Raw genomic sequence first — 24,411 nt, 5'->3', positions numbered from 1 at the left:
CATTAAAAAAGGAGGAAAAAACAGTGGGAATTCGTAAATATAAAGCAACCACTAACGGTCGCCGTAATATGAACGGTTACGACTTTGCTGAAATCACGAAGACAACACCTGAAAAGTCATTATTGGCTCCGTTAAAGCACACTGCTGGTCGTAACAGCTATGGTCACATTACTGTTCGTCACCGTGGTGGTGGTACAAAGCGTCAATACCGTATTATTGACTTTAAGCGAATTAAAGATGATGTTCCAGCAACTGTTAAGGCAATTGAATACGATCCAAATCGTACTGCAAACATTGCTTTACTTGTTTACGCTGATGGTACTAAATCATACATCATCGCACCTAAGGGCTTGAAGGTTGGCATGACCGTTCAATCTGGTCCTGATGCTGATATCAAGGTTGGTAATGCTCTTCCTTTAAAGAACATTCCAGTTGGTACTGTTATTCACAATATTGAATTAAAACCAGGTAAAGGTGGTCAACTTGCTCGTTCAGCTGGTGCCTCAGCTCAATTACTTGGTAAGGAAGAAAAATACGTATTAGTACGTCTTTCTTCTGGTGAAGTTCGTATGGTCCTTGCTACTTGCCGTGCTACTATCGGTACTGTTGGTAATGATGAACACGCCTTGATTATTAAAGGTAAGGCTGGTCGTACTCGTTATGCTGGTCAACGTCCACACGTTCGTGGTTCTGTTATGAACCCTAACGATCACCCACATGGTGGTGGTGAAGGTAAGCAACCAGTTGGTTTACCATCTCCTCTTTCTCCATGGGGTAAGAAGACTGTTGGTAAGAAGACCCGTTCACACAAAGCTCGTTCAAACAAGTTCATTGTTCGTGGTCGGAAGCGCGGTCCACATACTCGTTAATATTTATATACGTTCTAATACCCGAGAGGAGGTACACTAAATGGGTCGTAGTTTGAAAAAAGGACCTTTCGCTGATGCTTCATTACTGAAGAAGGTTAAGGAGCAAGAAGGTTCTGAAAAGAAGACTGTCATCAAGACATGGTCACGTCGTTCTACCATTTTCCCAAGTTTTATTGGTTACACATTTGCAGTATATGATGGTCGGAAGCACGTGCCAGTTTACGTACAAGAAGACATGGTTGGTCACAAGTTAGGTGAATTTGTTCCTACTCGGACTTTCCATGGTCATGCTTCTGATGACAAGAAGACAGGTAAGTAAGGAGGGTGAAATAACATATGGCTGAAAACATTACGTCAGCTAAGGCTACTGCCAAGATGGTACGGGTTTCTGCTCGTAAGGTTCGTCTTGTATTAGATGCCATTCGTGGCAAGAGTGTTGCCGAAGCATTTGCTATTTTGAAGTTCACCCCTCGTGGTGCCGCTTCAGATGTTGAAAAAGTATTAAAATCTGCTGTTGCAAACGCTGAAAACAATTTCGACTTAGATCGTGCTTCATTGGTTGTAAGTGAAGCCTTTGCTAACGAAGGACCAACTCTTAAACGGTTCCGTCCTCGTGCTAAGGGTTCTGCTTCTCCAATTAACAAGCGGACTAGTCATATTACAGTGGTTGTTACAGAACGATAGGAGGAATGAATAGTGGGTCAAAAGATCAATCCTAATGGTTTTCGTGTTGGGGTCATTCGTGATTGGACTGCAAAGTGGTACGCTGACAAGGACTTTGCTGATTACCTTAACGAAGACCTTCGAATCCGTAAGTATATTGAAAAGCGACTTGCTGATGCCTCTGTATCAACCGTTGAAATTGAACGTGCAGCTAACCGCGTAAACGTATCAATTCATACTGCCAAGCCAGGAATGGTTATTGGTAAAGGTGGTTCAGAAGTTGAAGCACTTCGTAAAGAACTTAACAAATTAACTGGTAAACGTGTTCACATTAACATTGTGGAAATTAAGAAGCCAGATTTAGATGCTCACCTTGTTGGTGAGAGTATTGCACGGCAATTAGAAGCTCGTATTGCTTTCCGTCGTGCTATGCGTGGAGCAATGCAACGTGCTATGCGTGCTGGAGCTAAGGGTATTAAGACTCAAGTTGCTGGTCGTTTGAACGGTGCAGATATGTCACGGATCGAATCATACTCAGATGGTACTGTTCCATTGCATACACTCCGTGCTGATATTGATTATTCTTGGGACGAAGCTAACACTACATACGGTGTTCTTGGCGTAAAGACTTGGATTTACCGTGGTGAAGTACTTCCTACTAAGAAGAACTCAAACAATGATGAACAAGGAGGGAAGTAACACATGTTAGTACCAAAACGTGTAAAGCACCGTAAGGTTCAACGTGGTCATATGCGCGGTGAAGCTAAGGGTGGTAAAACTGTTACTTTTGGTGAATTTGGTTTACAAGCTCTTGATTCACATTGGATTAGCAACCGTCAAATTGAAGCTGCTCGTATCGCTATGACGCGTTACATGAAGCGTGGTGGGAAAGTTTGGATTAAGATCTTTCCACAACTCTCATACACTAGTAAAGGTGTTGGGGTCCGGATGGGTAACGGTAAAGGTGCTCCTGAAGGATGGGTTGCTCCAGTAAAACGTGGCAAGGTAATGTTTGAAGTAGGGGGCGTTTCTGAAGAAGTCGCTCGTGAAGCTTTACGTCTTGCCGGTCACAAGTTGCCAGTTCGCACTAAGATCGTACAACGTGAGGAAGTAGGTGGACAATCTAATGAAAAGTAAAGATTATGTACAAGAACTGAATGGATTAACCACTGATAAGCTACTTGACCGTGAAAAGGAACTGAAGGAACAATTGTTTAACTTACGTTTCCAATTAGCAACCGGCCAGTTGGAAAATACTGCAAGTCTTAAGCAAGTACGCAAAGATATTGCACGGGTTAAGACAGTTCTTCGTCAACAAGAATTAAACAAATAAGAATACGAAAAGGAGGATTAGCGCATGAGTGAAGAACGTAATGCACGTAAGGTTTACCAAGGCCACGTTGTTTCTGATAAAATGGATAAGACTATCACTGTTGTAATTGATACTTACAAGAGTGCACCTATCTATGGTAAACGTGTTAAGTACTCAAAGAAGTACTATGCTCACGATGAAAATAACGAAGCTAAGACCGGCGACACTGTACAAATTATGGAAACTCGGCCATTATCAGCTAAGAAGCGTTTCCGTCTTGTAAAGATTGTCGAAAAAGCTGCTACCCTTTAATTTAGCAGATAACTCTAAAAATTATTCGTATTCTAATTCTTATTTGTAAATGGAAGGAGGACATTAACCGTGATTCAACAAGAAAGTCGGTTGAAGGTCGCTGATAACTCCGGTGCTCGTGAAATCTTAGTTATTAAGATTTTAGGTGGTTCCCGAGTTAAAACAGGTAATATTGGTGACATCATTGTTGCTACTGTAAAGCAGGCAACACCAGGTGGCGTTGTCAAAAAGGGTGACGTTGTTAAGGCCGTTGTTGTACGGACTAAACATGGTATTCACCGTAAGGATGGTTCATACATTAAGTTTGATGAAAATGCCGCTGTTTTAATTAACAACGACAAGAGCCCTAAGGGTACCCGTATTTTTGGCCCAATCGCTCGTGAGCTTCGTGGAGACGACTTCATGAAGATCGTTTCATTAGCTCCAGAAGTTCTCTAAAGATTTTACCGAAAATAAGGAGGTGCACAATCAACATGTTCATTAAAACAGGTGATAAGGTTCGCGTAATCGCTGGTAAGGATAAGGGCAAAGAAGGTACTATTAAAAAGGTACTTGCGTCTCAAAACCGCGTTATCGTTGAAGGTGTAAATATCGTTAAGAAACACCAAAAACCAAGCAACTCAAATCCTAATGGTGGCGTTATTGATACAGAAGCTGCAATTAATGCTTCAAACGTAATGCTGATTGATCCTTCAACAAATGAACCAACTCGTGTAGGTTACAAGTTCGTTGATGGTAAGAAGGTTCGTGTTGCGAAGAAGTCAGGTAAGACACTTGACTAATTTTTAAGGAAGGGAGGAATAACTTCTAATGGAAAACCGTTTGAAAGCTAAATATGAAAATGAAATTCGTCCAGCATTGATTGAAAAGTTTAACTACTCTTCAGTTATGCAAGCACCAAAGATTGACAAAATCGTTTTAAACATGGGTGTTGGTGATGCAACTACTAACTCCAAGAATCTTGACGAAGCTGTTGAAGAACTCGGCTTGATTTCTGGTCAAAAACCTTTAATTACTAAGGCAAAGAAATCAATCGCTGGTTTCCGTCTTCGTGAAGGTATGTCAATTGGTGCTAAGGTAACCTTACGTGGTGAACGTATGTATGATTTCTTAGATAAATTAGTTAATGTGGCATTGCCACGGGTTCGTGATTTCCATGGTGTAAGTAACAAGGCATTTGATGGTCGTGGTAACTACACTCTTGGTATCCATGAACAATTAATTTTCCCAGAAATTGATTATGATAAAGTTAACCGAGTTCGTGGTTTAGATGTTGTTATTGTAACAACTGCACAAACTGACGAAGAATCCCGCGAATTACTTGCTCAACTCGGTATGCCGTTTGCTAAATAAAGGAGGTTCCACAAATTGGCTAAAAAATCAATGATTGCTAAGTGCAACCGTCCAGCTAAGTTCTCAAGTCGTGAATACACGCGTTGTGCACGTTGTGGACGTCCGCACTCTGTTTACCGTAAATTCCACCTATGCCGGATTTGCTTACGAGAACTTGCCCACAAAGGACAAATTCCTGGTTTGAAGAAGGCTAGCTGGTAAACAAAAAAACCGACAAAAGGAGGAAAACATCGATGTCTATGAGTGATCCAATTGCAGATTTCTTAACTCGTATTCGTAATGCTAACATGGCTCAACACGAATCAGTAGAAGCACCTGCATCAAAGATGAAGAAGGACATCGCTGAAATCTTAAAAAACGAAGGTTTCATTCGCGATGTTGAATACGTTGATGATAACAAGCAAGGCATCATCCGTGTGTTCTTAAAGTACGGTAATGACGGTCAACGTGTTATTTCTGGCTTAAAGCGTATTTCTAAGCCTGGTTTACGTACATACGTTAAGTCAGATGCTGTGCCTAAGGTTCTTAACGGATTAGGTATTGCTATCATTTCAACATCTGAAGGTGTTGTTACTGATAAAGTTGCTCGTGCCAAGAAAATTGGTGGCGAAGTTATCGCTTACGTTTGGTAAAAAACGAATATTAGATAGGAGGTGCAAAGATGAGTCGTATTGGTTACAAAGAAATTGATTTGCCAAGTGGTGTTGAAATTTTTCAAGATGGTAATGTAGTTACTGTTAAAGGTCCTAAGGGTACTTTATCTCGTGAAATTTCACCATTAATCAAAATGACTATTGATGGTAACGTTGTAAAGTTTGATCGTGATGCTGATACTAATAAGTTAAAGATGTTACACGGAACTACTCGTGCTAATGTTAACAACATGGTTGAAGGTGTTGTTAATGGTTACAAGAAGGTTCTTAAGCTTGTCGGTGTTGGTTACCGTGCTCAACTCAAAGGTAACAAGTTGATTTTAACTGTTGGTTACTCAAACCCAGTTGAAATGGATAAGCCAGAAGATGTTGAAATTAACGTACCTGACAATACTACTATCGAATTAAGCTCAATTAACAAGGAACACCTTGGGAATTTTGCTGCTGAAGTTCGTGCTGTACGTTCACCTGAACCATACAAAGGTAAGGGTATTCGTTACGAAAACGAACACATTATCCGTAAGGAAGGTAAGACTGGTAAGTAATCTGAAAAGATTATTTAACATTCTTTTATTTAATAGAATTAATATAATAAGAGGTGACTGTTGTGATTTCTAAACCAGACAAGAACAAGATCCGTCAACGTCGTCATTTACGCGTTCGCGGTAAGATTTCTGGTACTGCGGAGCGCCCACGCTTAAGTGTTTACCGTTCAAACAAAAACATTTACGCTCAATTAATTGATGACGTAAAGGGTGTGACGCTCGCAAGTGCCTCCACAAATGATAGTGAAGTAAGTGGAAAGACTAAGACTGAACAAGCTAGTGGTGTAGGAGCATTAATTGCTAAACGCGCTAACGAAAAGAACATTACTGAAGTTGTGTTTGATCGTGGTGGATACCTTTACCATGGACGTGTTCAAGCTTTGGCTGAAGCTGCTCGCGAAAACGGACTTAAATTCTAAAAAAAGGAGGAATAACCTGCAATGGCATCATCAGAATTCATTGATCCAGCAAAGTTGGATTTAGACGATCAAGTTGTAGCCATCAACCGGATTACTAAGGTTGTAAAGGGTGGACGCCGTATGCGTTTTGCTGCTTTAGTAATTGTTGGTGACCGTAAAGGTCATGTTGGTTTTGGTACTGGTAAGGCTCAAGAAGTTCCAGAAGCTATTCGTAAAGCTCAAGCAGCTGCTGAAAAGAACTTGATTACTGTTCCTATCGTTGGAACTACTATTCCACACGAAGTTATTGGTGTATACGGCGGTGGAAAGATCATGTTAAAGCCAGCGGTTGAAGGTTCTGGAGTTGCTGCCGGTGGTGCGGTTCGTAATGTTATGGACCTTGCCGGTGTTGCGGACGTTACTTCTAAACGTCTTGGCTCTAACACACCTATTAACGTTGTTCGTGCAACGTTTGAAGGTTTGAAGCAATTAAAGAACGCTGAAGAAGTTGCAAAGTTACGTGGTGTTTCAGTAGACCACTTAGCAGAATAAGGAGGGCACTAAATTATGGCTCAAGTAAAAGTTACCTTAATTCACAGTGTTGCCCACCGACAACCTACTCAACGTCGTACTGTTAAGGCATTGGGATTAGGTAAGATCAATAGCTCAGTTATCTTACCAGATAATGCGGCAACACGCGGTCAAATTTTTAAGATCGCTCACTTGGTTTCTGTTGAAGAAGTTAAGTAATTAAAATTAAATAATAAGGAGGTGCCTACTAATGAAGTTAAACGAATTGAAGCCAGCTGCTGGTTCTCGTTCTAAGCGTCTTCGTAAGGGTCGTGGACTTTCATCAGGACACGGTTTTACATCTGGACGTGGTACTAAAGGGCAAAAGGCTCATGGAAAGACCCGTTTAGGATTTGAAGGGGGTCAAATGCCACTTTACCGGCAAATTCCAAAGCGTGGATTTACCAACATTAACCGGAAAGAATACGCAATTGTTAACTTGGCATCATTAAACAAGTTTGATGATGGTACAGAAGTTACTCCACAATTATTGATGGAAAGTGGCTTAGTTAAGAACTTGAAGAGCGGCATCAAGATTCTTGGTAGCGGTAAGCTTGAAAAGAAATTAACTGTTAAGGCTAATAAGTTTTCTGCTTCTGCAGTTTCTGCAATTGAAGCTGCCGGTGGTAAAACTGAGGTGATGTAGTTTGTTCACAGCCGTCAAAAATGCATTCAAGGTAAAAGATATCCGTAAAAAGATTTTCTTTACATTGTTTGTATTGATTGTCTATCGGATTGGGGCAGCGATTACCGTTCCTGGAGTTAACGCTGCTGCTTTGCAGGAAATCTCCTCAACCGGTTTAGCATCAATCCTCAATACCTTTAGTGGTGGTGGATTGGAGAATTACTCTTTATTTGCAATGGGAGTGTCTCCATATATTACTGCGCAAATTGTTGTTCAACTATTACAAATGGATATTGTTCCGCGTTTTGTTGAATGGAGTAAACAAGGAGAAGTAGGACGGCGAAAACTTAATCAAGCAACCCGATGGTTAACGATTGTACTTGGATTTATTCAATCAATCGGTATTACCGCCGGGTTTAATGCATTGAGTACTATTCGTTTGGTTAATCACCCTGGTGTTCAAACGTATTTAACAATCGGTTTAATTTTAACTGCAGGTACAATGTTTGCTACTTGGATGGGAGACATGATTACTGAACGTGGCTTGGGTAATGGTGTTTCCATGTTAATTTTTGCTGGTATTGTTGCGCAAATGCCAGGTGGAATTCGTCAGTTATGGGATGACCAAATTGCTGGTGAATCTGGTTCTGCTTTGTGGATGGGAATTGGATTTGTTACTCTTGTTATTGTTGCAATTTTAATTATTGTAGCGTTTGTTACATGGGTCCAACAGGCGGAAAGACGTCTACCAATTCAATACACAAGACGGACCACTACTTCACCATCCAGTAGTTATCTTCCCTTGAAGATTAACGTATCAGGTGTTATTCCTGTTATTTTTGCTGGTTCTTTTATCTCAACCCCACAAACTATTCTTATGGCTTTCCAGCAAAACCATGGTGGGGATAGTTGGTATCAAATCATGACGACCATTTTTAACATGCAATCTGGTCCTGGGATCGCACTGTATGTATTTTTGATTGTTGTATTTACCTTTTTCTATGCCTTTGTTCAGGTTAACCCAGAAAAACTTGCTGAGAATTTACAAAAGCAAGGAAGTTATATTTCTGGAGTACGTCCTGGAAAGGGTACACAAGACTATATTTCTTCATTGTTAATGCGATTGAGTACAGTAGGTTCATTATTCTTAGGATTAATCTCCTTAATTCCGTTAATTGCAAGTAACGTATGGAACCTAAGTCAGTCAATTGGGTTAGGTGGTACAAGCTTACTGATTATCGTACAAATTGCTTTAGATGTTGTTCGACAGTTAAACGGACTAACAATGAAGCGCGAATATATTGGATTTATTCGAGAACCTAAAGGAGGAAATGACTAATGAGTATGAATCTTGTATTAATGGGTCTTCCAGGTGCCGGTAAAGGTACTCAAGCTCAAAAGATCGTTGAAGAGTTTCCAATTCCTCATATCTCAACTGGAGATATTTTTCGGGCAGCCATGAAGAATGAAACTCCCATGGGAATTGAAGCTAAGAAATATATTGATAAAGGTGAACTTGTTCCGGATGAAGTTACTAACGGTATCGTTAAGGAACGGTTAGCTCAAGATGATACTAAAGATGGCTTTATGCTGGATGGATTTCCTCGTAATCTTAACCAAGCAGCAGCTTTGGATGAGATGTTAGCAGAGAGTAATCGGCATCTTGATGCTGTGATCAATATTCACGTTGAACCGGATGTATTGGTAGAACGTTTAAGTGGACGTTTTATTTGTCGTAACTGTGGAGCAACATATCATAAACTTTATAACGCTCCTAAAGTTGAAGGCACATGTGACGTTTGTGGTCATCATGAATTTTATCAGCGTGATGATGATAAGCCTGAAACGGTTAAGAATCGTCTAGATGTTAATATTAAGTTGAACACACCACTGGTAGACTATTACCAAAAGAAAGGTGTTTTGCACGAAATTAATGGTGAACAAGATATCGATAAAGTTTACGAAGATATCAAGAAAGTATTAACAAACCTAAACTAGATAATAGTTATCTCTTGCGAAGTTTGTAAACATATGCTAAACTATGCAGGGTTTATCTATCTGAGTAGTGGGAAGTTTTATACTTTCCACCATTTTTACGTAATATCTAGAATAGGTAAGGAGGTACTATTTCGTGGCAAAAGCCGATGTAATTGAAGTAGAAGGTAAAGTAACTGAAACTTTGCCTAATGCAATGTTTAAAGTTGAATTGGAAAATGGAGCAGAAATTTTAGCACATGTTTCTGGCAAAATTCGGATGCACTACATTAAAATTTTACCAGGAGACCGTGTTAAAGTAGAGATGTCTCCATATGACCTTACAAAGGGTCGGATTACTTTCCGGTTCAAGTAGTTATTGATCATTTACTCTCAATAGGAGGATTTTAGAATGAAAGTAAGACCATCTGTTAAAAAGATGTGTGAGCACTGCAAGATCGTTAAGCGTAATGGTCGTGTTATGGTTATTTGCTCTGCTAACCCAAAGCATAAGCAACGTCAAGGTAAGTAATTTATTTTATAGAGAAATGGAGGTGTAGCTCATGGCTCGTATTGCAGGTGTCGATTTACCTCGTGACAAGCGAATCGTAATCGGCTTAACATATATTTTTGGTATTGGTGATTCTACTGCTAAGAAGATTCTTGAAAATGCTGGTGTATCAGAAGATATCCGTGTTCGTGATTTGACTCCAGATCAAGAAGAAAAGATTCGTGCTCAAGTAGATCAAATTCAAGTTGAAGGTGATTTACGGCGTGAAGTTTCAATGAACATCAAGCGTCTTCAAGAAATTGGATCATACCGTGGTATGCGTCACCGTCGTGGCCTACCTGTTCGTGGTCAACATACTAAGAACAATGCTCGTACTCGTAAGGGTAAGGCTGTAGCTATCGCTAATAAGAAGAAGTAATTTAACTTTATAAAAAAGGAGGTTAGTACTAGATATGGCAACCAAAAAAGGTACGCGTAAGCGTCGTGCAAAAAAGAATGTTGAAACTGGTGTTGCACACATTCACTCAACATTTAATAACACTTTGATCATGATTACTGACGTTCAAGGTAACGCTGTAGCATGGTCCTCAGCTGGTGTTTTAGGCTTTAAGGGAAGTCGGAAGTCCACTCCATTTGCTGCTCAAATGGCTTCAGAAGCTGCTGCTAAGCAAGCTATGGAACATGGTATGAAGACTGTTGAAGTTGAAGTTAAGGGCCCAGGTTCAGGTCGTGAAGCTGCTATCCGTGCACTTCAAGCAACTGGATTGGAAGTTACTGCTATTCGTGATGTAACACCTGTTCCTCACAATGGTTCTCGTCCTCCAAAGCGTCGTCGTGTTTAATTGACATTGCTGGAGACAATTATTTCCATCAATTGCCTTTTTGTCTCAAATACGAACCACGTTTTGAAAGGGGTACAAGGATAGAATGATCGAATTTGAAAAGCCAAATATTCACAAAGTTGAAGAAACAGATAACTACGGTAAATTTGTCGTAGAACCACTTGAGCGCGGTTATGGAACCACTCTCGGTAACTCGTTAAGACGTGTATTAATTGCATCTTTGCCAGGTGCAGCGATTACGAGTATGCAAATTGATGGTGTTTTACATGAATTTAGCACTGTTGAAGGTGTAACTGAGGATGTTACGCAGATTATCCTAAATCTAAAGAAAGTTTCTTTGAAGCTTGATTCAGAGGATCAAAAGAATCTTGAATTAGATGTTAAAGGACCTGCTGAAGTAACTGCAAGTGATATCCAGGGTGATAATGAAGTTACAATCTTAAATCCTGATCTGCATATTGCAACTGTTGCTGATGGCGCAGAATTACACATCAAGTTAACTGCTGATAAGGGTCGCGGTTACCTTTCTGCTAACGATAATAAGGCCCGGATGGATGATTTAGCAATTGGTGTTTTACCGATTGATTCCATCTATACCCCAATTGAACGTGTAAATTACACTGTTGAAAATGCACGGGTTGGTCAGCGTAACGATTATGATAAGTTGACGCTGGATGTTTGGACTGATGGTTCATTAACACCAACTGAAGCAGTTAGTCTAGGTGCGAAGATTTTGACTGAACACTTAGCTATGTTTGTCGATTTAACAGAAACAGCTCAAAATGCTCAAGTGATGGTTGAAAAAGAAGAAACACACAAAGAGAAAATGCTTGAAATGACTATTGAAGAGCTTGATCTCTCTGTACGTTCTTACAATTGTTTGAAGCGAGCTGGTATCAATACTGTTAAGGAATTAACTGATCGAACAGTGTCTGATATGATGAAGGTTCGGAACTTAGGACAAAAGTCGTTAGAAGAAATTAAACTTAAATTAAATGATCTTGGTGTTTCATTTCGCCAAGACGACTAATTAGTATACCAATTGCAAAGGAGGGAACCACTTTATGAGTTACCGTAAATTAGGACGTACAAGTTCACAACGTAAGGCTTTATTACGTGATTTAACTACAGATTTAATCGTTAATGGTCGTATTACCACTACTGAAGCACGTGCTAAGGAAGTTCGTAAGACTGCTGATAAGATGATTACGCTTGCTAAGCATGGTGATTTAGCTTCTCGTCGTAAGGCTGCCGCTTTTGTACGTAATGTTGTTGCTGATGTTAAGGAAGATGGCGATGATATTCGTGTACAATCTGCTCTTCAAAACCTTTTTGAAGAACTTGCTCCAAAGTATGCAGATCGTAACGGTGGTTACACACGCATCTTGAAGACTATGCCTCGTCGTGGTGACGGTGCACCAATGGTTATTCTTGAATTAGTGGACTAATTAATTCGTTCACATAAACTAAATACGTAATAAAGAATCACTATCATTGATAGTATAGAGCGTTACGATGGTGGGGAAACCCTAGTCTAGCTTGAATGCGGGAAACCCTCGCGCACTTCAATGGTAAGTGATTTTTTATTTTAAATTTAATTTTGATAGATAATTCTGTGGACTTTGCTAAAATATACTTATTAACTAAAATTGAAAAGAGGAAATACTGTGACTGGAATAAAAATTCGAAAGCTTGTATTTACATATCCAGACAGTAAATACCCCGTTTTAAACAATATCAATCTAGATTTTGAACCATTTTCTTGGACAGCAATTATTGGTCATAATGGTAGCGGAAAGAGTACATTAGCCCGATTAATTGATGGATTACTCAGTCCTACTGCTGGATCGATTGAAGTTGACGGAATTCAAGTTAACGAAAGTTCTTTAGGTCAGATTCACCAGCAAATCGGATTCGTTTTTCAAAACCCTGAAAATCAATTTGTTGGAGCAACTGTTGCTGACGATGTTGCATTCGGACTTGAAAACCGACAAGTAGCTCGAAATGAAATGGAAGAAAAGATTGATAAAGCTTTAAAGATGGTGGGAATGAGTGATTATAAAAACACAGCTCCTATTAATCTCTCAGGAGGACAAAAGCAACGGGTAGCACTTGCAGGAATCCTTGCATTAATGCCTAAGATAATAATCCTTGATGAGGCTACTAGTATGCTTGATCCTTTAGCACGGCAAGGAATTTTGTCTTTATTGCGAAGATTAAAAAATGAATATAATCTTTCAATTATTTCGATTACGCATGATCTTAAAGAAATTGAGCTAGCGGATAAAATAATTGTGTTAAATGATTCGCAAGTTGTAAAGCAAGGTACTCCATCCGAAATTCTTAAAGATAAAGAATTATTACTTGAAATTGGAGTAGGAGTTCCTGCGAGTCAGCAACTGCAGAAATTATTGGTTGAACGAGGAATTAATATTCCAAATAGATATTTAAATTTAGAGGAGCTAAAAAATTGGCTAAAGCAGCAATTACAGTAAAAAAACTCCACTATACATATCCTAATTCTACTAATGAAGCCTTACATAATGTCTCATTAACAATTAAAGAGCAAGAATTTGTTGCTATTATTGGACAAACCGGAAGTGGAAAGTCGACATTGGTTTCATTAATTGATGGATTAATAAAGCCCAGTAGTGGGGAACTTAATGTAGCAGGTTTAGAAATTAATGCAACGACAAAAGCTGAATATTTAAGTAAAATCCACCATCAAGTCGGTTTTGTATTCCAATTTCCTGAACAGCAACTATTTGCAGAAACAGTTGCGGAGGATATTGCTTTTGGGCCTCATAATTTAGGGTGGCCTGCAAAAAAAATTGAAAAAGCAGTTGATGAAGCATTAAAAATGGTGGATTTGCCCTTAGAATTAAAGTCACACTCCCCTTTTGCACTTTCTGGAGGACAAATGAGGCGAGTAGCGATTGCTGGCGTTTTAGCAATGGATCCCCAAATTTTAATTCTTGATGAACCAACAGCAGGACTGGATACTCAAGCAACTAATGATTTACTTAAACTTATTAAAGATCTTAACGAGAAGGGAACAACGATTATAATGGTTACTCACCAAATGGAGCAGGTAGCCTATTATGCTAACCACGTAATTGCAATGAGCAATGGGCAGGTTGTTTCGGATACTACTCCTCAGCAATTATTTAGGGATGCTCAACGATTAAAAAAACTATCATTGACTCTGCCTGTTTCCGTCGAGGTTGCGCAATTCCTTAGTAAAGATGGTATCACCTTAAAAAATACAGAACCGCTTACGCTTGATGTGTTAGCAGATGAAATAGCAGAAGCGATGAGGAGAAAAAGAAAATGAATAATAAAATCGTATTTGGTAGTTATGTACCAGTAAAATCGATCCTCCATCGTCTTGATCCACGAATAAAACTAATCATGTGTATTATTTACGTTATTTTAATTTTCTTCGTGAATAATTTTTTAGCTGCTATATGGCTTTTATTAGCGCTCCTTGCGGCAATTAAGTTAAGTAATGTTGGTTTAAGACAATATTGGCAAGGGATTAAGCCGTTGTTTTTAATTATTTTGATAACAGTAGCGTTTCAAATTTTATTTAGTAGTGGCGGAAAGACGTATTGGCATTGGGGAATTATGGCAATAACCCGTGATGGCCTTATTAATTCATTAATTATTTCTTATCGGTTTATTGTGATTATTACTGCCTCAACTGTCTTAACTGCCACTACGCAAACTTTTCAAATTGCAGATGCCTTGGCATGGTTAATGAAACCATTACAAGTGATTAAAGTTCCTGTCAACCAGATTACGTTAATGCTTTCCATTGCATTACGCTTTGTTCCAACTATTATGGATGAAACTAATAAAATTATGAAAGCTCAGCGGGCCCGCGGGATTAATTTTAACGCTGGAAATCTTTTGACACGGATTAAACATCTAGTTCCGATTCTTATCCCATTGTTTGTCAACTCGTTTAAGCGCGCTGAAGAACTAGCAACGGCAATGGAAGCACGAGGGTATGATCCTAATGCACCACGGACTCATTATCGTCAATTAGTTTGGCATAAAAATGATGTTTGGGCTGGCTTGGCGCTATTGATTGTGACAGTTGGTCTAGTTTGTATTCGAATATTTTTCTAAATTAATATAAGGAAGTAAACAATGTATCGTTATAAAATAACCTTTGCTTATGATGGAACCAATTTTTCCGGTTTTCAAATTCAACCAAATAAGCGGACAGTTGAACAAACACTAAAGAATGCAGTAAATAAAATTGCTAAGCACCCAACTCCTGCTATTTCCGTTATCGGCTCAGGAAGAACAGATGCAGGGGTGCATGCTCTTAATCAGGTTGCGCACTTTGATATTCCCTATCATTTAAGTAATGAATCTATGAGAAAGGCCCTCAATAGCATTTTGCCACTGGATATTTTAATTAAGAAGGCCGAATTAGTGGATAATGATTTCCATGCGCGATACAGTGCTCATCGTAAGACTTATAGTTATCGAGTTGATCAGGGAGAATTTGTGAACCCATTCAAACGCAACTATACTTCTCATTTTAAATATCCCCTTAACTTAGAAAAGATGAGAAAAGCAGCTATTGATTTGGTTGGAACTCATGACTTTACAAGTTTTGTTGCATCGGGGAGTCAAGCAAAAAGCAATGTTCGGACGATTGAGAATATCACAATTAGACGAGACGAACTAAGAAATGAGGTTGTCTTTGATTTTACTGGTAATGGTTTTCTCTATAATCAAGTCCGCATAATGGTTGCTTTTCTCTTAGAAATCGGGAGCAATCAGCGGCCAGTAGATGACGTGTCGCGAGTCCTTGAAGCAAAGGATCGGACATTAGCACGGATGACGGCTCCAGCGAGTGGTTTGTATTTAGTTAATGTAGATTATGGAACAAATGATGAAAAGGATTGACGAAAGTACTAGAAGAAGGTATACTAGCCATTGGTATTTCTTTTCCATCTAATAACTCGGTACACTATTATATGTAAAAGAAAAACAAAATTGGAGGACTTAATCGTGAGAACGACATACATCGCAAAACCTGGTGAAGTTGAACGCAAATGGTACGTTGTCGATGCTAAGAATGTCCCAATGGGTCGTTTAGCATCTGCAGTAGCATCAATTTTGCGCGGTAAGAACAAACCAACATTTACTCCACACGTTGATACTGGTGATTACGTTATCGTTATCAACGCTGCGCAAGTTAAGTTAACTGGTAAGAAAGCATCTCAAAAGATGTACTACCGTCACTCAAACTACCCTGGTGGTTTGAAGCAACGGACTGCTGGTGACTTCCTTGCAAAGGAACCAGAGAAGTTATTGGAAACTGCTATCAAGGGTATGCTTCCACACAACTCTCTTGGTCACAAGCAAGGTTTGAAGTTACATGTTTATGCTGGTGAAGACCACAAACATGCTGCACAAAACCCAGAAGTTTTAGACATTACTAACTTAATCTAAGGAGGGAATGGAATTGGCTCAACAAGTACAATACAGTGGTACTGGTCGGCGTAAGGATGCAACCGCACGTGTTCGCTTAGTACCAGGTTCAGGTAAGATTACGATGAACGGCAAGGCAATTGAAGACTACATTCCATTTGCCAACTTACGTGCTATCGTTAACCAACCATTTGCTGTTACTAAAACAGAAGGTCAATACGACGTTTTAGCTAACGTTAATGGTGGTGGATTCTCTGGTCAAGCAGGTGCAGTACGTCACGGTATCGCCCGTGCACTTCTCGCTGTTGATCCAGACTTCCGTGACGCTTTAAAGAAGGCTGGTCTCTTAACTCGTGACCCTCGTATGAAGGAACGTCGTAAGCCAGGTCTTAAGAAAGCTCGTAAGGCTGCTCAATTCAGTAAGCGTTAATATTTCGATTATCGCTTCCAGAGACATCAGTATTTTGCTGGTGTCTTTTTTATATTTAAACGGAATTTAATATACGGTATAATAAATGGTAACTAATATAAAGGAGGGATTACTAATGACTAAAAAGGTAGCATTAGTAACTGGAGCAAGCCAAGGAATTGGTAAGGCAATTGTAGAAAGATTGGTTAAGGATGGTTTTGCAGTTGCTCTTGTAGCATTAAACGAGGCAAAGCTCCAACAAGTTGCTGATGAAATTAATAATAATGGTGGAGAAGCATTACCACTTGTGGCTGATGTAGCAAATAGGGAAGAAGTATTTGCAGCTGTTGAGAAAACAGTCGAACATTTTGGAGATCTTAATGTAATCGTTAATAATGCTGGATTAGGTCCTACGACTCCAATCGATTCAATTACACCAGAACAATTTGAAAAAGTATATGGCGTAAATGTTGCTGGAGTTTTATGGGGAATTCAAGCTGCCCACAAGGCATTTAAGGAGCTTGGGCATGGTGGTAAGATTATCAATGCTACATCGCAAGCTGGTGTTGTTGGTAATCCTAATCTTGCACTTTATTCTGGGACAAAATTTGCTATTCGAGGCATTACGCAGGTAGTAGCCCAAGATTTGGCAACTGAAGATATTACGGTAAATGCTTTTGCACCAGGAATCGTTAAGACACCGATGATGTATGATATTGCACATCAAGTTGGTCAAAACGCTGGTAAGAGTGATGAATGGGGAATGGAAACTTTTGCTAAGAACATTGCAATGAAGCGTCTTTCTGAACCAGAAGATGTTGCTAATGTGGTAAGTTTCTTAGCTGGTCCTGATTCAAATTACGTTACTGGACAGACAATTATTGTTGATGGTGGAATGCAATTCCATTAATATTTAATGCTAGTAGCAACAAGCGCAACTGGAAAAGAATTTTTCAGCTGCGCTTTTTTAACTTCTTCTAAAAATATTACGATAAATTAACCCAAACGAGATGGATTTTGCTACAATTAATAACTAGTAGAAAAGAGGAGGCTAAGCTTGTGGCAAAACGGAAGCGGAGAAACAAAAACTGCCATACGGGTAGAAATTGGATTATTAGCATTCTTGCTGTTATTGTTATCTTTTTGGGTGTTTACGTTGGGCACCATTTTTACCGAATCTGGAATCAGCAACGAATTGAACAAGAGGCACGGGAAAAGGATCGCCGAGCGAAGCAATTATTTATTCAGCAAGTTGCTCCTGAAGCCCAGGCAATGCAAAATACTTATCATGTCTATGCATCAATTACGATTGCCCAAGCGATTCTTGAATCTCAATGGGGAACGAGTCAGTTAGCATCACAATACCATAATTTATTTGGAATTAAGGGAACGGGAACAAATTCACGAGTAATGACAACCAAAGAATACATTAATGGTAAGTGGATCGTTACTAAGGGGCGGTTCCGTGTTTATGATAGTTGGAGCGACTCTATTAAGGATCATACGCGATTGATGTTAAATGGGACAGACACCAATCAACAAAATTATGATCGAGTTGTTCAGGCGACTAATTATCAAGAAGCAGCTCGTGGATTACAAGAAGCAGGGTATGCGACTGATCCTGATTATGCACAAAAATTAATTTCTGTGATTAAGGCATATAAATTATATAATTATGATAAGTAATATAGAGGGGTACGAAAATGAAAGAGCTAGAAGAAAAAATTAAGGAATATGGGACTGTTTTACCAGGTAATGTTTTAAAAGTGGATGCCTTTTTGAACCATCAAGTTGATCCTCAATTAATGTTGCATATCGGTCAAGAATTTGCCAAACTTTTCGCTAATGAAGGTATTACTAAAATTTGGACAGTTGAATCATCAGGAATTGCGCCAGCTGTAATGACCGGGTTAGAAATGAATCTTCCAGTTATTTTTGCTCGTAAGCATAAGAGCCTTACTCTTAACCAAAATATGTATACTGCTGATGTATATTCATATACTAAGAAAACAACCAATCGGATTTCAATTTCTAAAAAGTATGTAGATGCTGACGATAAAATTTTAATGATTGATGATTTCTTGGCTAATGGTCAAGCAGTAGAAGGTTTATTAGAAATTGCCGATCAAGCAGGGGTTCAAGTAGCTGGTGCAGGAATAGTTATTGAAAAGAGCTTTCAACCTGGAGCTGGTGAACTAAAAGAACGTGGAATTCGTGTCGAATCATTGGCACGAATTCAATCATTGAGTGATAATAAAGTTGAATTCGTAAAAGACTAATAAGGGAAGTGATAAAATGGGCAGAGATGCTATTTATCCAGGTAGTACTTTAGGAATTATTGGAATTAATCGCAATGGGGCTGCACTTATTGCGGCAGCGAAAAAGGCAGGCTTTAATGTTGGGGTGTATGTGGATCGTTCTCAGCCATCAGTAACTAAAATGGCTGACTTTACAATTGTAGGGGCAATGAACGATCGGGCAAAACTAACTCAGTTTGGAGAAGCGTGTGATGCAATTATTTATCAAACCCCTAATGTCGATTCTCGCGTCCTGCACTTTTTGAGTCAATATGCGGTGATTCCCCAGGGGATTAATGCTCTTGAAATTGTTCAAGACCGGTTAATGGAACGGGCTTTCTTAGATCAAGTAAATATTAATATTGCTCCATATGTGACGGTGGTTAGTTTAGATGATGTTTACCAATCAATTGATTCCATTGGCTATCCTGCGCTGTTAAAACCCATTCAACGAGGAATTGGGGAAAATTCAATGCTGATTGAGCGCCAATCGGATATTACTCGCGCCGCTGATTTTATTGATACTGGTACATATTTACTAGAATCGTGGATTGAACATACAAATGAATATACGATGACAGCGGCAACTGATGGAAAAGATACAGAGATTTTTCCCCTTGCTCAGCTTCATTACAATGACAAGCGCCAGTTGATTTCTGTTGCGACACCGGCAAATATTCACGATGATATGTTAAAAGAGATGCAGCGGATTGTAAAAAGTGTTGCAGCATCTCTGGAGTATCGGGGTGTATTTTCGGTTAACTTTTATGTTACTTCTACTGGTACCCTTTATGTAAAGAATATTGAACCAGGGTTAACGTCGATTGCTAATATTTATGATGTCACGGCAAATGTTGACCAGTATGAAGAACAATTAAGAAGCGCTGTTGGAATGCCCCTGCATGTTATTACGCCATTACAAATTGGTTTGTTGATGGTCGTTCGTAATTATCAATCACGGGCAATTCAACGGCAATGGTTGCTGAAGAATAACTGGCAATTTAGGTTCTTTAATGATGTTGGGGATGACGATCAAGCAATTTTAGGCTTTGTCTGGGTAACTGGCGGCGATAACTTAGCAGCCTTAAAGAATCAGGTTGACGATACTGAAGTTTGGAACGACCAAGCTTGATCATGAAATTATAAATTAAGCGTACAAGATTACGAGGGACTGGGGATGAAATCGCAGTCTCTTTATTTTTCCTAACATATGTTCGATTTTAGCACCAAATGAGATCCTAATTTGGTATAATATTAGCCGATAAAAATTTAGAGAGGATGGAACAGCGTGAATAACGGGCAAGCATTATTAGAAGGAATGAATGATAAGCAATCCGAAGCAGTATTAACTACAGAGGGACCATTATTAGTAATGGCCGGTGCTGGATCAGGAAAGACACGGGTTCTTACACACCGGGTTGCTTACTTAATTGAAGAAAATGGTGTATTACCATGGAATATTTTAGCGATTACTTTTACCAACAAGGCTGCGCGCGAAATGAAAGAGCGGGTCGGTAAATTGCTTGGTGAAAGTGCTAATGAGATTTGGGTATCGACTTTTCACGCATTATGTGTTCGAATCCTCCGTCGTGATATTGAAAAAATCGGCTATAATCGTGCCTTTACGATTGCGGATACAAGTGAGCAACGGACGTTAATGAAGCGGATTTGCGCAGAATTAAATATTGATACTAAAAAATTTGATCCCCGCAGTATATTAAGCGCGATTTCTAATGCTAAAAATGCTTTGTTGACGCCAGATGACTATAGTAAAGAAGCTAATAGTATGTTTGAAAACATGGTCGCGCGTGCATATAAGCTTTACCAACAAGAGTTAGAAGCTAATCAAGCATTAGATTTTGATGATCTGATTATGAAGACCATTGAGTTATTGGAAAGTGATCAAGAGACGCTTGAATTTTATCAAGATAAGTTCCACTACATCCATGTTGACGAGTACCAGGATACGAATGATGCCCAATACCGGTTAGTTAATTTATTAGCGCAAAAGTACCAAAATTTGTGTGTGGTAGGGGATGCAGATCAGAGTATTTATGGTTGGCGTGGAGCTAATATGAACAATATTTTGAATTTTGAACATGATTATCCCCAAGCCAAAACAGTAATGCTTGAGCAAAATTATCGGTCAACGCAAACAATTTTAAATGCGGCAAATGAAGTTATTGCTAATAACCTTTATCGAAAAAAGAAGAATCTGTGGACAGAAAATGGTCAAGGGGATAAAATTTCGTATTACCGCGCGCAAAATGAACATGATGAAGCGCAGTTTATTGTTTCAAAGATTAAAGAAGAACAAGAAAAGCATGGCTATCACTTTAATGACTTTGCAATTCTTTATCGGACTAATGCACAGTCACGGATGGTTGAAGAAACTTTCTTGAAGAGTAGTATTCCCTATACGATGGTTGGTGGCCATAAATTCTATGACCGGCGTGAAATTCGTGATATTTTAGCATATTTGACCTTAATCGTTAATCCTGCCGATTCAATGAGCTTTGAACGAGTTGTTAATACGCCCAAACGAGGAATTGGTTTAACTAGTGTGGAACATCTTCGCAATTTCGCTAATGAAAATGGCTGGACATTATTAAAGGCAGCTCAAAATGTTGATACTGCTAGTGAAATTACTGCACGAACACGAAATAAAATTGATGAATTTGGTCAATTAATGGCTAACTTGACTAAACAAGCAGAATATCTAACATTAACTGATTTAACTGAACAGATTTTAGAGTTAAGTGGCTACAATAAAATGCTAAGTGATGATCGAAGCCTTGAAGCACAAGCTCGTCGTGAAAACCTTGATGAATTTAAGTCGGTTACACAAGAATATGATGAGCAGCATAAAGACGATGATGATCCTAACTTGCAAAAAATTATTAACTTTTTAGCTGATTTGGCCCTTGTCTCAGATCAAGATGATGTTGATGAACAAGCGCCAGCTGTAACTTTAATGACGTTACATGCAGCTAAGGGACTTGAATTTCCAGTTGTTTTCCTTGTCGGGATGGAAGAAGGTATTTTCCCATTATCGCGGGCTTTAATGGAGGATGACGAATTGGAAGAAGAACGTCGCTTAGCCTATGTTGGAATTACACGGGCAAAGAAGAAGCTTTATCTTACTAATGCCTTTTCACGGTTACTTTATGGTCGCATCCAGCGCAACCAACCATCACGCTTTGTAGAGGAAATTGATTCTGAGTTGTTACAGTTTGAAAATAGCCCATCAGGTAATAGCATTAAAGATAGTAAACTGCCATTTGATCGTGCTGCCGCGACCGCTACTACCTACCGTGACCAGCAAAAGCGGACATATCGCAGTGCTGGCAAGCGGGTTAAACCAATTACTAACACCGGAACTGGAGCCGATAAAGTTGGCTGGAAAACTGGCGATAAAGTTGAGCACAAAAAGTGGGGTCAAGGAACAGTGGTCAAAGTTAACGGTAGTGGCAATGATATGGAATTAGATATTGCCTTTCCAAGTCAGGGTGTAAAGCGGTTATTGGCAAGTTTTGCCCCAATTACGAAAGTACAAAAATAATGAAATGAGGCGGATGAGATGAGTGAAAAACAGACGCCAGTAAAAGAATTAACCCTTCAAGAAGCTCAAGATGAGATTAAGCCATTACGAGCAAAATTGACCAAGTGGGGAAAAGAATATTATGAACAAGACAATCCAACTGTAGAGGATCATGTGTATGATCGTGCTTATCAGCGATTAGTACAATTGGAAGAACAATTTCCCCAATTGGTTTCTGCTGATTCGCCAACCCAACGAGTAGGAGGAGCAACAGAAAGCCAATTAACAAAAGTTCGGCATGAAATTCCGATGTTATCGATGGGGGATGTCTTTTCGATTGAAGAATTGATGGACTTTAACCAACGACAACAGGAAAATCGGGAGGTCGAAGTTGAGCCCGAATATAATCTCGAACTAAAAATCGATGGTCTTTCTCTTTCACTTGTTTACGAGAATGGAAAATTAGTTCAAGGTTCTACGCGTGGCAATGGAACGATTGGTGAAGATGTTACTGCTAATGTCCGAACTATCAAGTCAGTTCCCGCAGAATTGCCAGAACCATTATCGATCGAGGTTCGGGGCGAATGTTATATGCCCAAAGCAGCTTTTGCGAAGTTAAATGCTAAACGCGAAGCAGAAGGATTGCCAGTTTTTGCTAATCCTCGGAATGCGGCAGCCGGAAGTTTGCGGCAACTAGATCCAAAAGTAACAGCGCAACGTGAACTAGATACATTTATGTACTATGTTCCTGAATATCAAAAGCTAGGCGTTAAGACCCAAGCAGAAGCACTTGATCGTATGCGAGAATTAGGTTTTAATGTTAATCCTAATAATCGGGTTGTTCATAACCGTGAAGAGATTGAGGAGTATATTGAAGAATATACTTCTCAACGAGACAAGCTCACTTACGGGATCGATGGAATTGTTGAAAAAGTAAACGACCTTGATACGGAAGTTGCCCTTGGGAATACAGTTAAGGTGCCACGCTGGGAAATTGCCTATAAATTCCCTCCTGAAGAGCAAGCCACGATTGTCCGTGATATTGTCTGGACTGTCGGACGGACCGGCAATGTAACGCCAACAGCAGTTATGGATCCAGTTCAATTGGCGGGCACAACGGTTAGCCGAGCTTCTTTGCATAATCCTGATTACTTGCGTGAAAAAGATATTCGGATTGGTGATACTGTTTATCTGCATAAAGCAGGTGACATTATTCCTGAAATTTCAAAAGTAAACCTAACTAAACGTCCCGAAGATTCAGTTAAATATGAAATTCCAACGAAGTGTCCGGTCTGTGGCTCAGAATTAGTTCATCTTGATGGGGAAGTAGCATTACGCTGTATTAATCCAATGTGTCCAGCGCAAATAAAAGAAGGTTTAGCACATTTCGCTTCCCGGAATGCCATGAATATTGATGGGCTTGGTCCTAGAATTATTGAACAGCTATGGGATAAAGAATTGATTCATGATGTTGCTGGTTTATATCGACTTAATCATGACCAATTATTAACTTTAGATAAATTTGGCGAGAAATCGACCGCTAACCTATTGACATCGATCGATAATAGTCGTAATAATTCTGTCGAGCGCTTATTATTTGGTCTTGGAATTCGTCATGTAGGTGCAAAGGCTGCTCGAATTATCATGGAACATTTCGGTGACCTTGATAGCTTAATGAAGGCCGATGCCGATGAAATTTCTGCGATTAGTGGAATTGGGCCAACAATTGGCGAAAGTATCGTAACTTATTTTGCTAATCAACAGGTTGTTAAATTAATTGACGAACTGCGAGAAGTTGGGGTAAACTTTGCTTATCTTGGCTCACGGTCAAATGCTAATCCTGATAGCGAATGGAATGGTCGGCGAGTAGTACTGACTGGTAAGCTAACTGAAATGACTCGTGGGGAAGCAAAATCATGGCTTGAAAACCACGGAGCTAAGGTAACCGGAAGCGTCTCAAAGAAAACAGATATTGTCATTGCTGGGGCTGACGCTGGTAGTAAGCTAACAAAAGCTCAAGACTTGGGTATTGATGTATGGAATGAACAGCAATTCAGCCAAGCAATGAAGGAGGAACAGTAAA

37 protein-coding genes are annotated in these 24,411 nt (G+C 39.4%); all 37 read left to right on the top strand.

Annotation, left to right across the window (positions count from 1 at the left end):
• Positions 1-23 precede the first annotated feature (23 nt).
• The 37 genes from rplB to ligA all read left to right on the top strand — a co-directional run bounded on the left by rplB (position 24) and on the right by ligA (position 24,410).
• Positions 24-869 carry a 50S ribosomal protein L2 gene (rplB, locus tag SH603_RS09110; RefSeq protein WP_003664563.1) on the top strand — a complete coding sequence of 282 codons (846 nt, stop codon included), beginning with the start codon at positions 24-26 and terminating at the stop codon, positions 867-869.
• Positions 870-909: 40 nt separating this feature from the next.
• Positions 910-1,188 carry a 30S ribosomal protein S19 gene (gene rpsS, locus SH603_RS09105; RefSeq protein WP_003664560.1) on the top strand — a complete coding sequence of 93 codons (279 nt, stop codon included), beginning with the start codon at positions 910-912 and terminating at the stop codon, positions 1,186-1,188.
• 17 nt (positions 1,189-1,205) lie between these two features.
• Positions 1,206-1,553, top strand: coding sequence for a 50S ribosomal protein L22 (rplV, locus tag SH603_RS09100; RefSeq protein WP_003664558.1), 348 nt, complete (start codon positions 1,206-1,208; stop codon positions 1,551-1,553).
• 12 nt (positions 1,554-1,565) lie between these two features.
• The gene (gene rpsC / locus SH603_RS09095; RefSeq protein WP_003664556.1) at positions 1,566-2,231 is read left to right on the top strand and encodes a 30S ribosomal protein S3; all 666 of its coding nucleotides are present in this window, start codon (positions 1,566-1,568) and stop codon (positions 2,229-2,231) included.
• Between the two features lie 3 nt (positions 2,232-2,234).
• Positions 2,235-2,669: a 50S ribosomal protein L16 gene (gene rplP / locus SH603_RS09090; protein WP_003664555.1), complete on the top strand. Its 435-nt coding sequence runs from the start codon at positions 2,235-2,237 to the stop codon at positions 2,667-2,669.
• Complete coding sequence (gene rpmC, locus SH603_RS09085) at positions 2,659-2,865, top strand: 50S ribosomal protein L29 (RefSeq protein ID WP_003664552.1); 207 nt, start codon at positions 2,659-2,661, stop codon at positions 2,863-2,865. The genes rplP and rpmC overlap by 11 nt, the downstream gene beginning before the upstream one ends.
• Positions 2,866-2,889: 24 nt before the next feature.
• Positions 2,890-3,156 carry a 30S ribosomal protein S17 gene (rpsQ, locus tag SH603_RS09080; protein WP_003664551.1) on the top strand — a complete coding sequence of 89 codons (267 nt, stop codon included), beginning with the start codon at positions 2,890-2,892 and terminating at the stop codon, positions 3,154-3,156.
• 69 nt (positions 3,157-3,225) lie between these two features.
• Positions 3,226-3,594 (top strand): 50S ribosomal protein L14, encoded by a 369-nt coding sequence (gene rplN / locus SH603_RS09075; protein WP_003664550.1) that lies wholly within the window; start codon positions 3,226-3,228, stop codon positions 3,592-3,594.
• Positions 3,595-3,629: 35 nt separating this feature from the next.
• Positions 3,630-3,938: a 50S ribosomal protein L24 gene (gene rplX / locus SH603_RS09070; RefSeq protein ID WP_003664549.1), complete on the top strand. Its 309-nt coding sequence runs from the start codon at positions 3,630-3,632 to the stop codon at positions 3,936-3,938.
• Between the two features lie 28 nt (positions 3,939-3,966).
• Positions 3,967-4,509 (top strand): 50S ribosomal protein L5, encoded by a 543-nt coding sequence (gene rplE, locus SH603_RS09065; protein ID WP_003668784.1) that lies wholly within the window; start codon positions 3,967-3,969, stop codon positions 4,507-4,509.
• Between the two features lie 15 nt (positions 4,510-4,524).
• Positions 4,525-4,710 carry a type Z 30S ribosomal protein S14 gene (locus tag SH603_RS09060; RefSeq protein WP_003664547.1) on the top strand — a complete coding sequence of 62 codons (186 nt, stop codon included), beginning with the start codon at positions 4,525-4,527 and terminating at the stop codon, positions 4,708-4,710.
• Between the two features lie 32 nt (positions 4,711-4,742).
• A complete protein-coding gene (gene rpsH, locus SH603_RS09055) occupies positions 4,743-5,141 on the top strand; it encodes a 30S ribosomal protein S8 (protein ID WP_003664546.1) in 399 nt (132 codons plus the stop codon).
• A gap of 29 nt (positions 5,142-5,170) precedes the next feature.
• Entirely contained in the window at positions 5,171-5,707 is a 537-nt protein-coding gene (gene rplF / locus SH603_RS09050; RefSeq protein ID WP_321533871.1) for a 50S ribosomal protein L6, read from the top strand.
• Positions 5,708-5,769: 62 nt separating this feature from the next.
• Entirely contained in the window at positions 5,770-6,126 is a 357-nt protein-coding gene (gene rplR, locus SH603_RS09045; RefSeq protein WP_003664543.1) for a 50S ribosomal protein L18, read from the top strand.
• 21 nt (positions 6,127-6,147) lie between these two features.
• The gene (gene rpsE / locus SH603_RS09040; protein WP_261296139.1) at positions 6,148-6,657 is read left to right on the top strand and encodes a 30S ribosomal protein S5; all 510 of its coding nucleotides are present in this window, start codon (positions 6,148-6,150) and stop codon (positions 6,655-6,657) included.
• Positions 6,658-6,672: 15 nt separating this feature from the next.
• A complete protein-coding gene (gene rpmD, locus SH603_RS09035; protein WP_003664541.1) occupies positions 6,673-6,855 on the top strand; it encodes a 50S ribosomal protein L30 in 183 nt (60 codons plus the stop codon).
• Between the two features lie 31 nt (positions 6,856-6,886).
• Positions 6,887-7,321, top strand: coding sequence for a 50S ribosomal protein L15 (gene rplO, locus SH603_RS09030; protein ID WP_003664540.1), 435 nt, complete (start codon positions 6,887-6,889; stop codon positions 7,319-7,321).
• Position 7,322: 1 nt separating this feature from the next.
• Complete coding sequence (gene secY, locus SH603_RS09025; RefSeq protein ID WP_003664539.1) at positions 7,323-8,639, top strand: preprotein translocase subunit SecY; 1,317 nt, start codon at positions 7,323-7,325, stop codon at positions 8,637-8,639.
• Positions 8,640-8,644: 5 nt separating this feature from the next.
• The gene (locus SH603_RS09020; RefSeq protein WP_306038491.1) at positions 8,645-9,298 is read left to right on the top strand and encodes an adenylate kinase; all 654 of its coding nucleotides are present in this window, start codon (positions 8,645-8,647) and stop codon (positions 9,296-9,298) included.
• A gap of 133 nt (positions 9,299-9,431) precedes the next feature.
• Positions 9,432-9,650: a translation initiation factor IF-1 gene (infA, locus tag SH603_RS09015; protein WP_003664537.1), complete on the top strand. Its 219-nt coding sequence runs from the start codon at positions 9,432-9,434 to the stop codon at positions 9,648-9,650.
• Positions 9,651-9,686: 36 nt separating this feature from the next.
• Positions 9,687-9,806 carry a 50S ribosomal protein L36 gene (gene rpmJ, locus SH603_RS09010; RefSeq protein WP_003664535.1) on the top strand — a complete coding sequence of 40 codons (120 nt, stop codon included), beginning with the start codon at positions 9,687-9,689 and terminating at the stop codon, positions 9,804-9,806.
• A gap of 31 nt (positions 9,807-9,837) precedes the next feature.
• Complete coding sequence (rpsM, locus tag SH603_RS09005) at positions 9,838-10,203, top strand: 30S ribosomal protein S13 (protein WP_003668778.1); 366 nt, start codon at positions 9,838-9,840, stop codon at positions 10,201-10,203.
• A gap of 34 nt (positions 10,204-10,237) precedes the next feature.
• Complete coding sequence (gene rpsK / locus SH603_RS09000) at positions 10,238-10,627, top strand: 30S ribosomal protein S11 (protein ID WP_003664532.1); 390 nt, start codon at positions 10,238-10,240, stop codon at positions 10,625-10,627.
• Positions 10,628-10,712: 85 nt separating this feature from the next.
• Positions 10,713-11,657 (top strand): DNA-directed RNA polymerase subunit alpha, encoded by a 945-nt coding sequence (locus SH603_RS08995; RefSeq protein ID WP_003664530.1) that lies wholly within the window; start codon positions 10,713-10,715, stop codon positions 11,655-11,657.
• Between the two features lie 34 nt (positions 11,658-11,691).
• Positions 11,692-12,075, top strand: a complete 384-nt coding sequence (gene rplQ / locus SH603_RS08990; RefSeq protein ID WP_003664528.1) for a 50S ribosomal protein L17 — start codon at positions 11,692-11,694, stop codon at positions 12,073-12,075.
• A gap of 219 nt (positions 12,076-12,294) precedes the next feature.
• Positions 12,295-13,122: an energy-coupling factor transporter ATPase gene (locus SH603_RS08985; RefSeq protein WP_169471754.1), complete on the top strand. Its 828-nt coding sequence runs from the start codon at positions 12,295-12,297 to the stop codon at positions 13,120-13,122.
• Positions 13,098-13,961, top strand: coding sequence for an energy-coupling factor transporter ATPase (locus SH603_RS08980; RefSeq protein WP_169471755.1), 864 nt, complete (start codon positions 13,098-13,100; stop codon positions 13,959-13,961). The genes SH603_RS08985 and SH603_RS08980 overlap by 25 nt, the downstream gene beginning before the upstream one ends.
• Positions 13,958-14,761, top strand: a complete 804-nt coding sequence (locus SH603_RS08975) for an energy-coupling factor transporter transmembrane component T family protein (RefSeq protein ID WP_169471756.1) — start codon at positions 13,958-13,960, stop codon at positions 14,759-14,761. Before SH603_RS08980 ends, SH603_RS08975 begins: the two co-directional genes overlap by 4 nt.
• 21 nt (positions 14,762-14,782) lie before the next feature.
• Positions 14,783-15,553, top strand: a complete 771-nt coding sequence (gene truA, locus SH603_RS08970) for a tRNA pseudouridine(38-40) synthase TruA (RefSeq protein WP_321533870.1) — start codon at positions 14,783-14,785, stop codon at positions 15,551-15,553.
• A gap of 105 nt (positions 15,554-15,658) precedes the next feature.
• Positions 15,659-16,102: a 50S ribosomal protein L13 gene (gene rplM, locus SH603_RS08965; protein WP_003672672.1), complete on the top strand. Its 444-nt coding sequence runs from the start codon at positions 15,659-15,661 to the stop codon at positions 16,100-16,102.
• A 7-nt stretch (positions 16,103-16,109) separates the two neighbouring features.
• Complete coding sequence (gene rpsI / locus SH603_RS08960) at positions 16,110-16,511, top strand: 30S ribosomal protein S9 (RefSeq protein ID WP_003668771.1); 402 nt, start codon at positions 16,110-16,112, stop codon at positions 16,509-16,511.
• A 115-nt stretch (positions 16,512-16,626) separates the two neighbouring features.
• Complete coding sequence (locus SH603_RS08955; RefSeq protein ID WP_035157140.1) at positions 16,627-17,400, top strand: (S)-acetoin forming diacetyl reductase; 774 nt, start codon at positions 16,627-16,629, stop codon at positions 17,398-17,400.
• A 149-nt stretch (positions 17,401-17,549) separates the two neighbouring features.
• Entirely contained in the window at positions 17,550-18,176 is a 627-nt protein-coding gene (locus tag SH603_RS08950; RefSeq protein ID WP_318635932.1) for a glycoside hydrolase family 73 protein, read from the top strand.
• Positions 18,177-18,193: 17 nt separating this feature from the next.
• Positions 18,194-18,769: a xanthine phosphoribosyltransferase gene (locus SH603_RS08945; RefSeq protein ID WP_065867966.1), complete on the top strand. Its 576-nt coding sequence runs from the start codon at positions 18,194-18,196 to the stop codon at positions 18,767-18,769.
• 16 nt (positions 18,770-18,785) lie between these two features.
• Positions 18,786-19,919 carry an ATP-grasp domain-containing protein gene (locus SH603_RS08940; RefSeq protein ID WP_003668764.1) on the top strand — a complete coding sequence of 378 codons (1,134 nt, stop codon included), beginning with the start codon at positions 18,786-18,788 and terminating at the stop codon, positions 19,917-19,919.
• Between the two features lie 156 nt (positions 19,920-20,075).
• Positions 20,076-22,349 carry a DNA helicase PcrA gene (gene pcrA, locus SH603_RS08935; protein ID WP_003664509.1) on the top strand — a complete coding sequence of 758 codons (2,274 nt, stop codon included), beginning with the start codon at positions 20,076-20,078 and terminating at the stop codon, positions 22,347-22,349.
• Between the two features lie 18 nt (positions 22,350-22,367).
• Positions 22,368-24,410, top strand: coding sequence for an NAD-dependent DNA ligase LigA (ligA, locus tag SH603_RS08930; protein ID WP_169472748.1), 2,043 nt, complete (start codon positions 22,368-22,370; stop codon positions 24,408-24,410).
• The last annotated feature ends 1 nt before the right edge of the window (position 24,411 follow it).

This window comes from Limosilactobacillus reuteri (assembly GCF_034259105.1).
In the GTDB taxonomy this organism is placed as follows: Bacteria; Bacillota; Bacilli; order Lactobacillales; family Lactobacillaceae; genus Limosilactobacillus; species Limosilactobacillus reuteri_G.
Note: the sequence above shows the minus strand (reverse complement) of the source record. Positions and strands in the feature narration are given on the sequence as shown.

Coding starts and splice junctions, on each gene's coding strand:
- rpsS (WP_003664560.1), top strand. CDS start 910: ATGGGTCGTAGTTTGAAAAAAGGACCTTTCGCTGATGCTTCATTACTG.
- rplV (WP_003664558.1), top strand. CDS start 1,206: ATGGCTGAAAACATTACGTCAGCTAAGGCTACTGCCAAGATGGTACGG.
- rplP (WP_003664555.1), top strand. CDS start 2,235: ATGTTAGTACCAAAACGTGTAAAGCACCGTAAGGTTCAACGTGGTCAT.
- rpmC (WP_003664552.1), top strand. CDS start 2,659: ATGAAAAGTAAAGATTATGTACAAGAACTGAATGGATTAACCACTGAT.
- rpsQ (WP_003664551.1), top strand. CDS start 2,890: ATGAGTGAAGAACGTAATGCACGTAAGGTTTACCAAGGCCACGTTGTT.
- rplX (WP_003664549.1), top strand. CDS start 3,630: ATGTTCATTAAAACAGGTGATAAGGTTCGCGTAATCGCTGGTAAGGAT.
- rplE (WP_003668784.1), top strand. CDS start 3,967: ATGGAAAACCGTTTGAAAGCTAAATATGAAAATGAAATTCGTCCAGCA.
- rpsH (WP_003664546.1), top strand. CDS start 4,743: ATGTCTATGAGTGATCCAATTGCAGATTTCTTAACTCGTATTCGTAAT.
- rplF (WP_321533871.1), top strand. CDS start 5,171: ATGAGTCGTATTGGTTACAAAGAAATTGATTTGCCAAGTGGTGTTGAA.
- rpsE (WP_261296139.1), top strand. CDS start 6,148: ATGGCATCATCAGAATTCATTGATCCAGCAAAGTTGGATTTAGACGAT.
- rpmD (WP_003664541.1), top strand. CDS start 6,673: ATGGCTCAAGTAAAAGTTACCTTAATTCACAGTGTTGCCCACCGACAA.
- rplO (WP_003664540.1), top strand. CDS start 6,887: ATGAAGTTAAACGAATTGAAGCCAGCTGCTGGTTCTCGTTCTAAGCGT.
- SH603_RS09020 (WP_306038491.1), top strand. CDS start 8,645: ATGAATCTTGTATTAATGGGTCTTCCAGGTGCCGGTAAAGGTACTCAA.
- rpmJ (WP_003664535.1), top strand. CDS start 9,687: ATGAAAGTAAGACCATCTGTTAAAAAGATGTGTGAGCACTGCAAGATC.
- rpsM (WP_003668778.1), top strand. CDS start 9,838: ATGGCTCGTATTGCAGGTGTCGATTTACCTCGTGACAAGCGAATCGTA.
- rpsK (WP_003664532.1), top strand. CDS start 10,238: ATGGCAACCAAAAAAGGTACGCGTAAGCGTCGTGCAAAAAAGAATGTT.
- SH603_RS08995 (WP_003664530.1), top strand. CDS start 10,713: ATGATCGAATTTGAAAAGCCAAATATTCACAAAGTTGAAGAAACAGAT.
- rplQ (WP_003664528.1), top strand. CDS start 11,692: ATGAGTTACCGTAAATTAGGACGTACAAGTTCACAACGTAAGGCTTTA.
- SH603_RS08975 (WP_169471756.1), top strand. CDS start 13,958: ATGAATAATAAAATCGTATTTGGTAGTTATGTACCAGTAAAATCGATC.
- truA (WP_321533870.1), top strand. CDS start 14,783: ATGTATCGTTATAAAATAACCTTTGCTTATGATGGAACCAATTTTTCC.
- rpsI (WP_003668771.1), top strand. CDS start 16,110: ATGGAATTGGCTCAACAAGTACAATACAGTGGTACTGGTCGGCGTAAG.
- SH603_RS08955 (WP_035157140.1), top strand. CDS start 16,627: ATGACTAAAAAGGTAGCATTAGTAACTGGAGCAAGCCAAGGAATTGGT.
- SH603_RS08945 (WP_065867966.1), top strand. CDS start 18,194: ATGAAAGAGCTAGAAGAAAAAATTAAGGAATATGGGACTGTTTTACCA.
- SH603_RS08940 (WP_003668764.1), top strand. CDS start 18,786: ATGGGCAGAGATGCTATTTATCCAGGTAGTACTTTAGGAATTATTGGA.
- ligA (WP_169472748.1), top strand. CDS start 22,368: ATGAGTGAAAAACAGACGCCAGTAAAAGAATTAACCCTTCAAGAAGCT.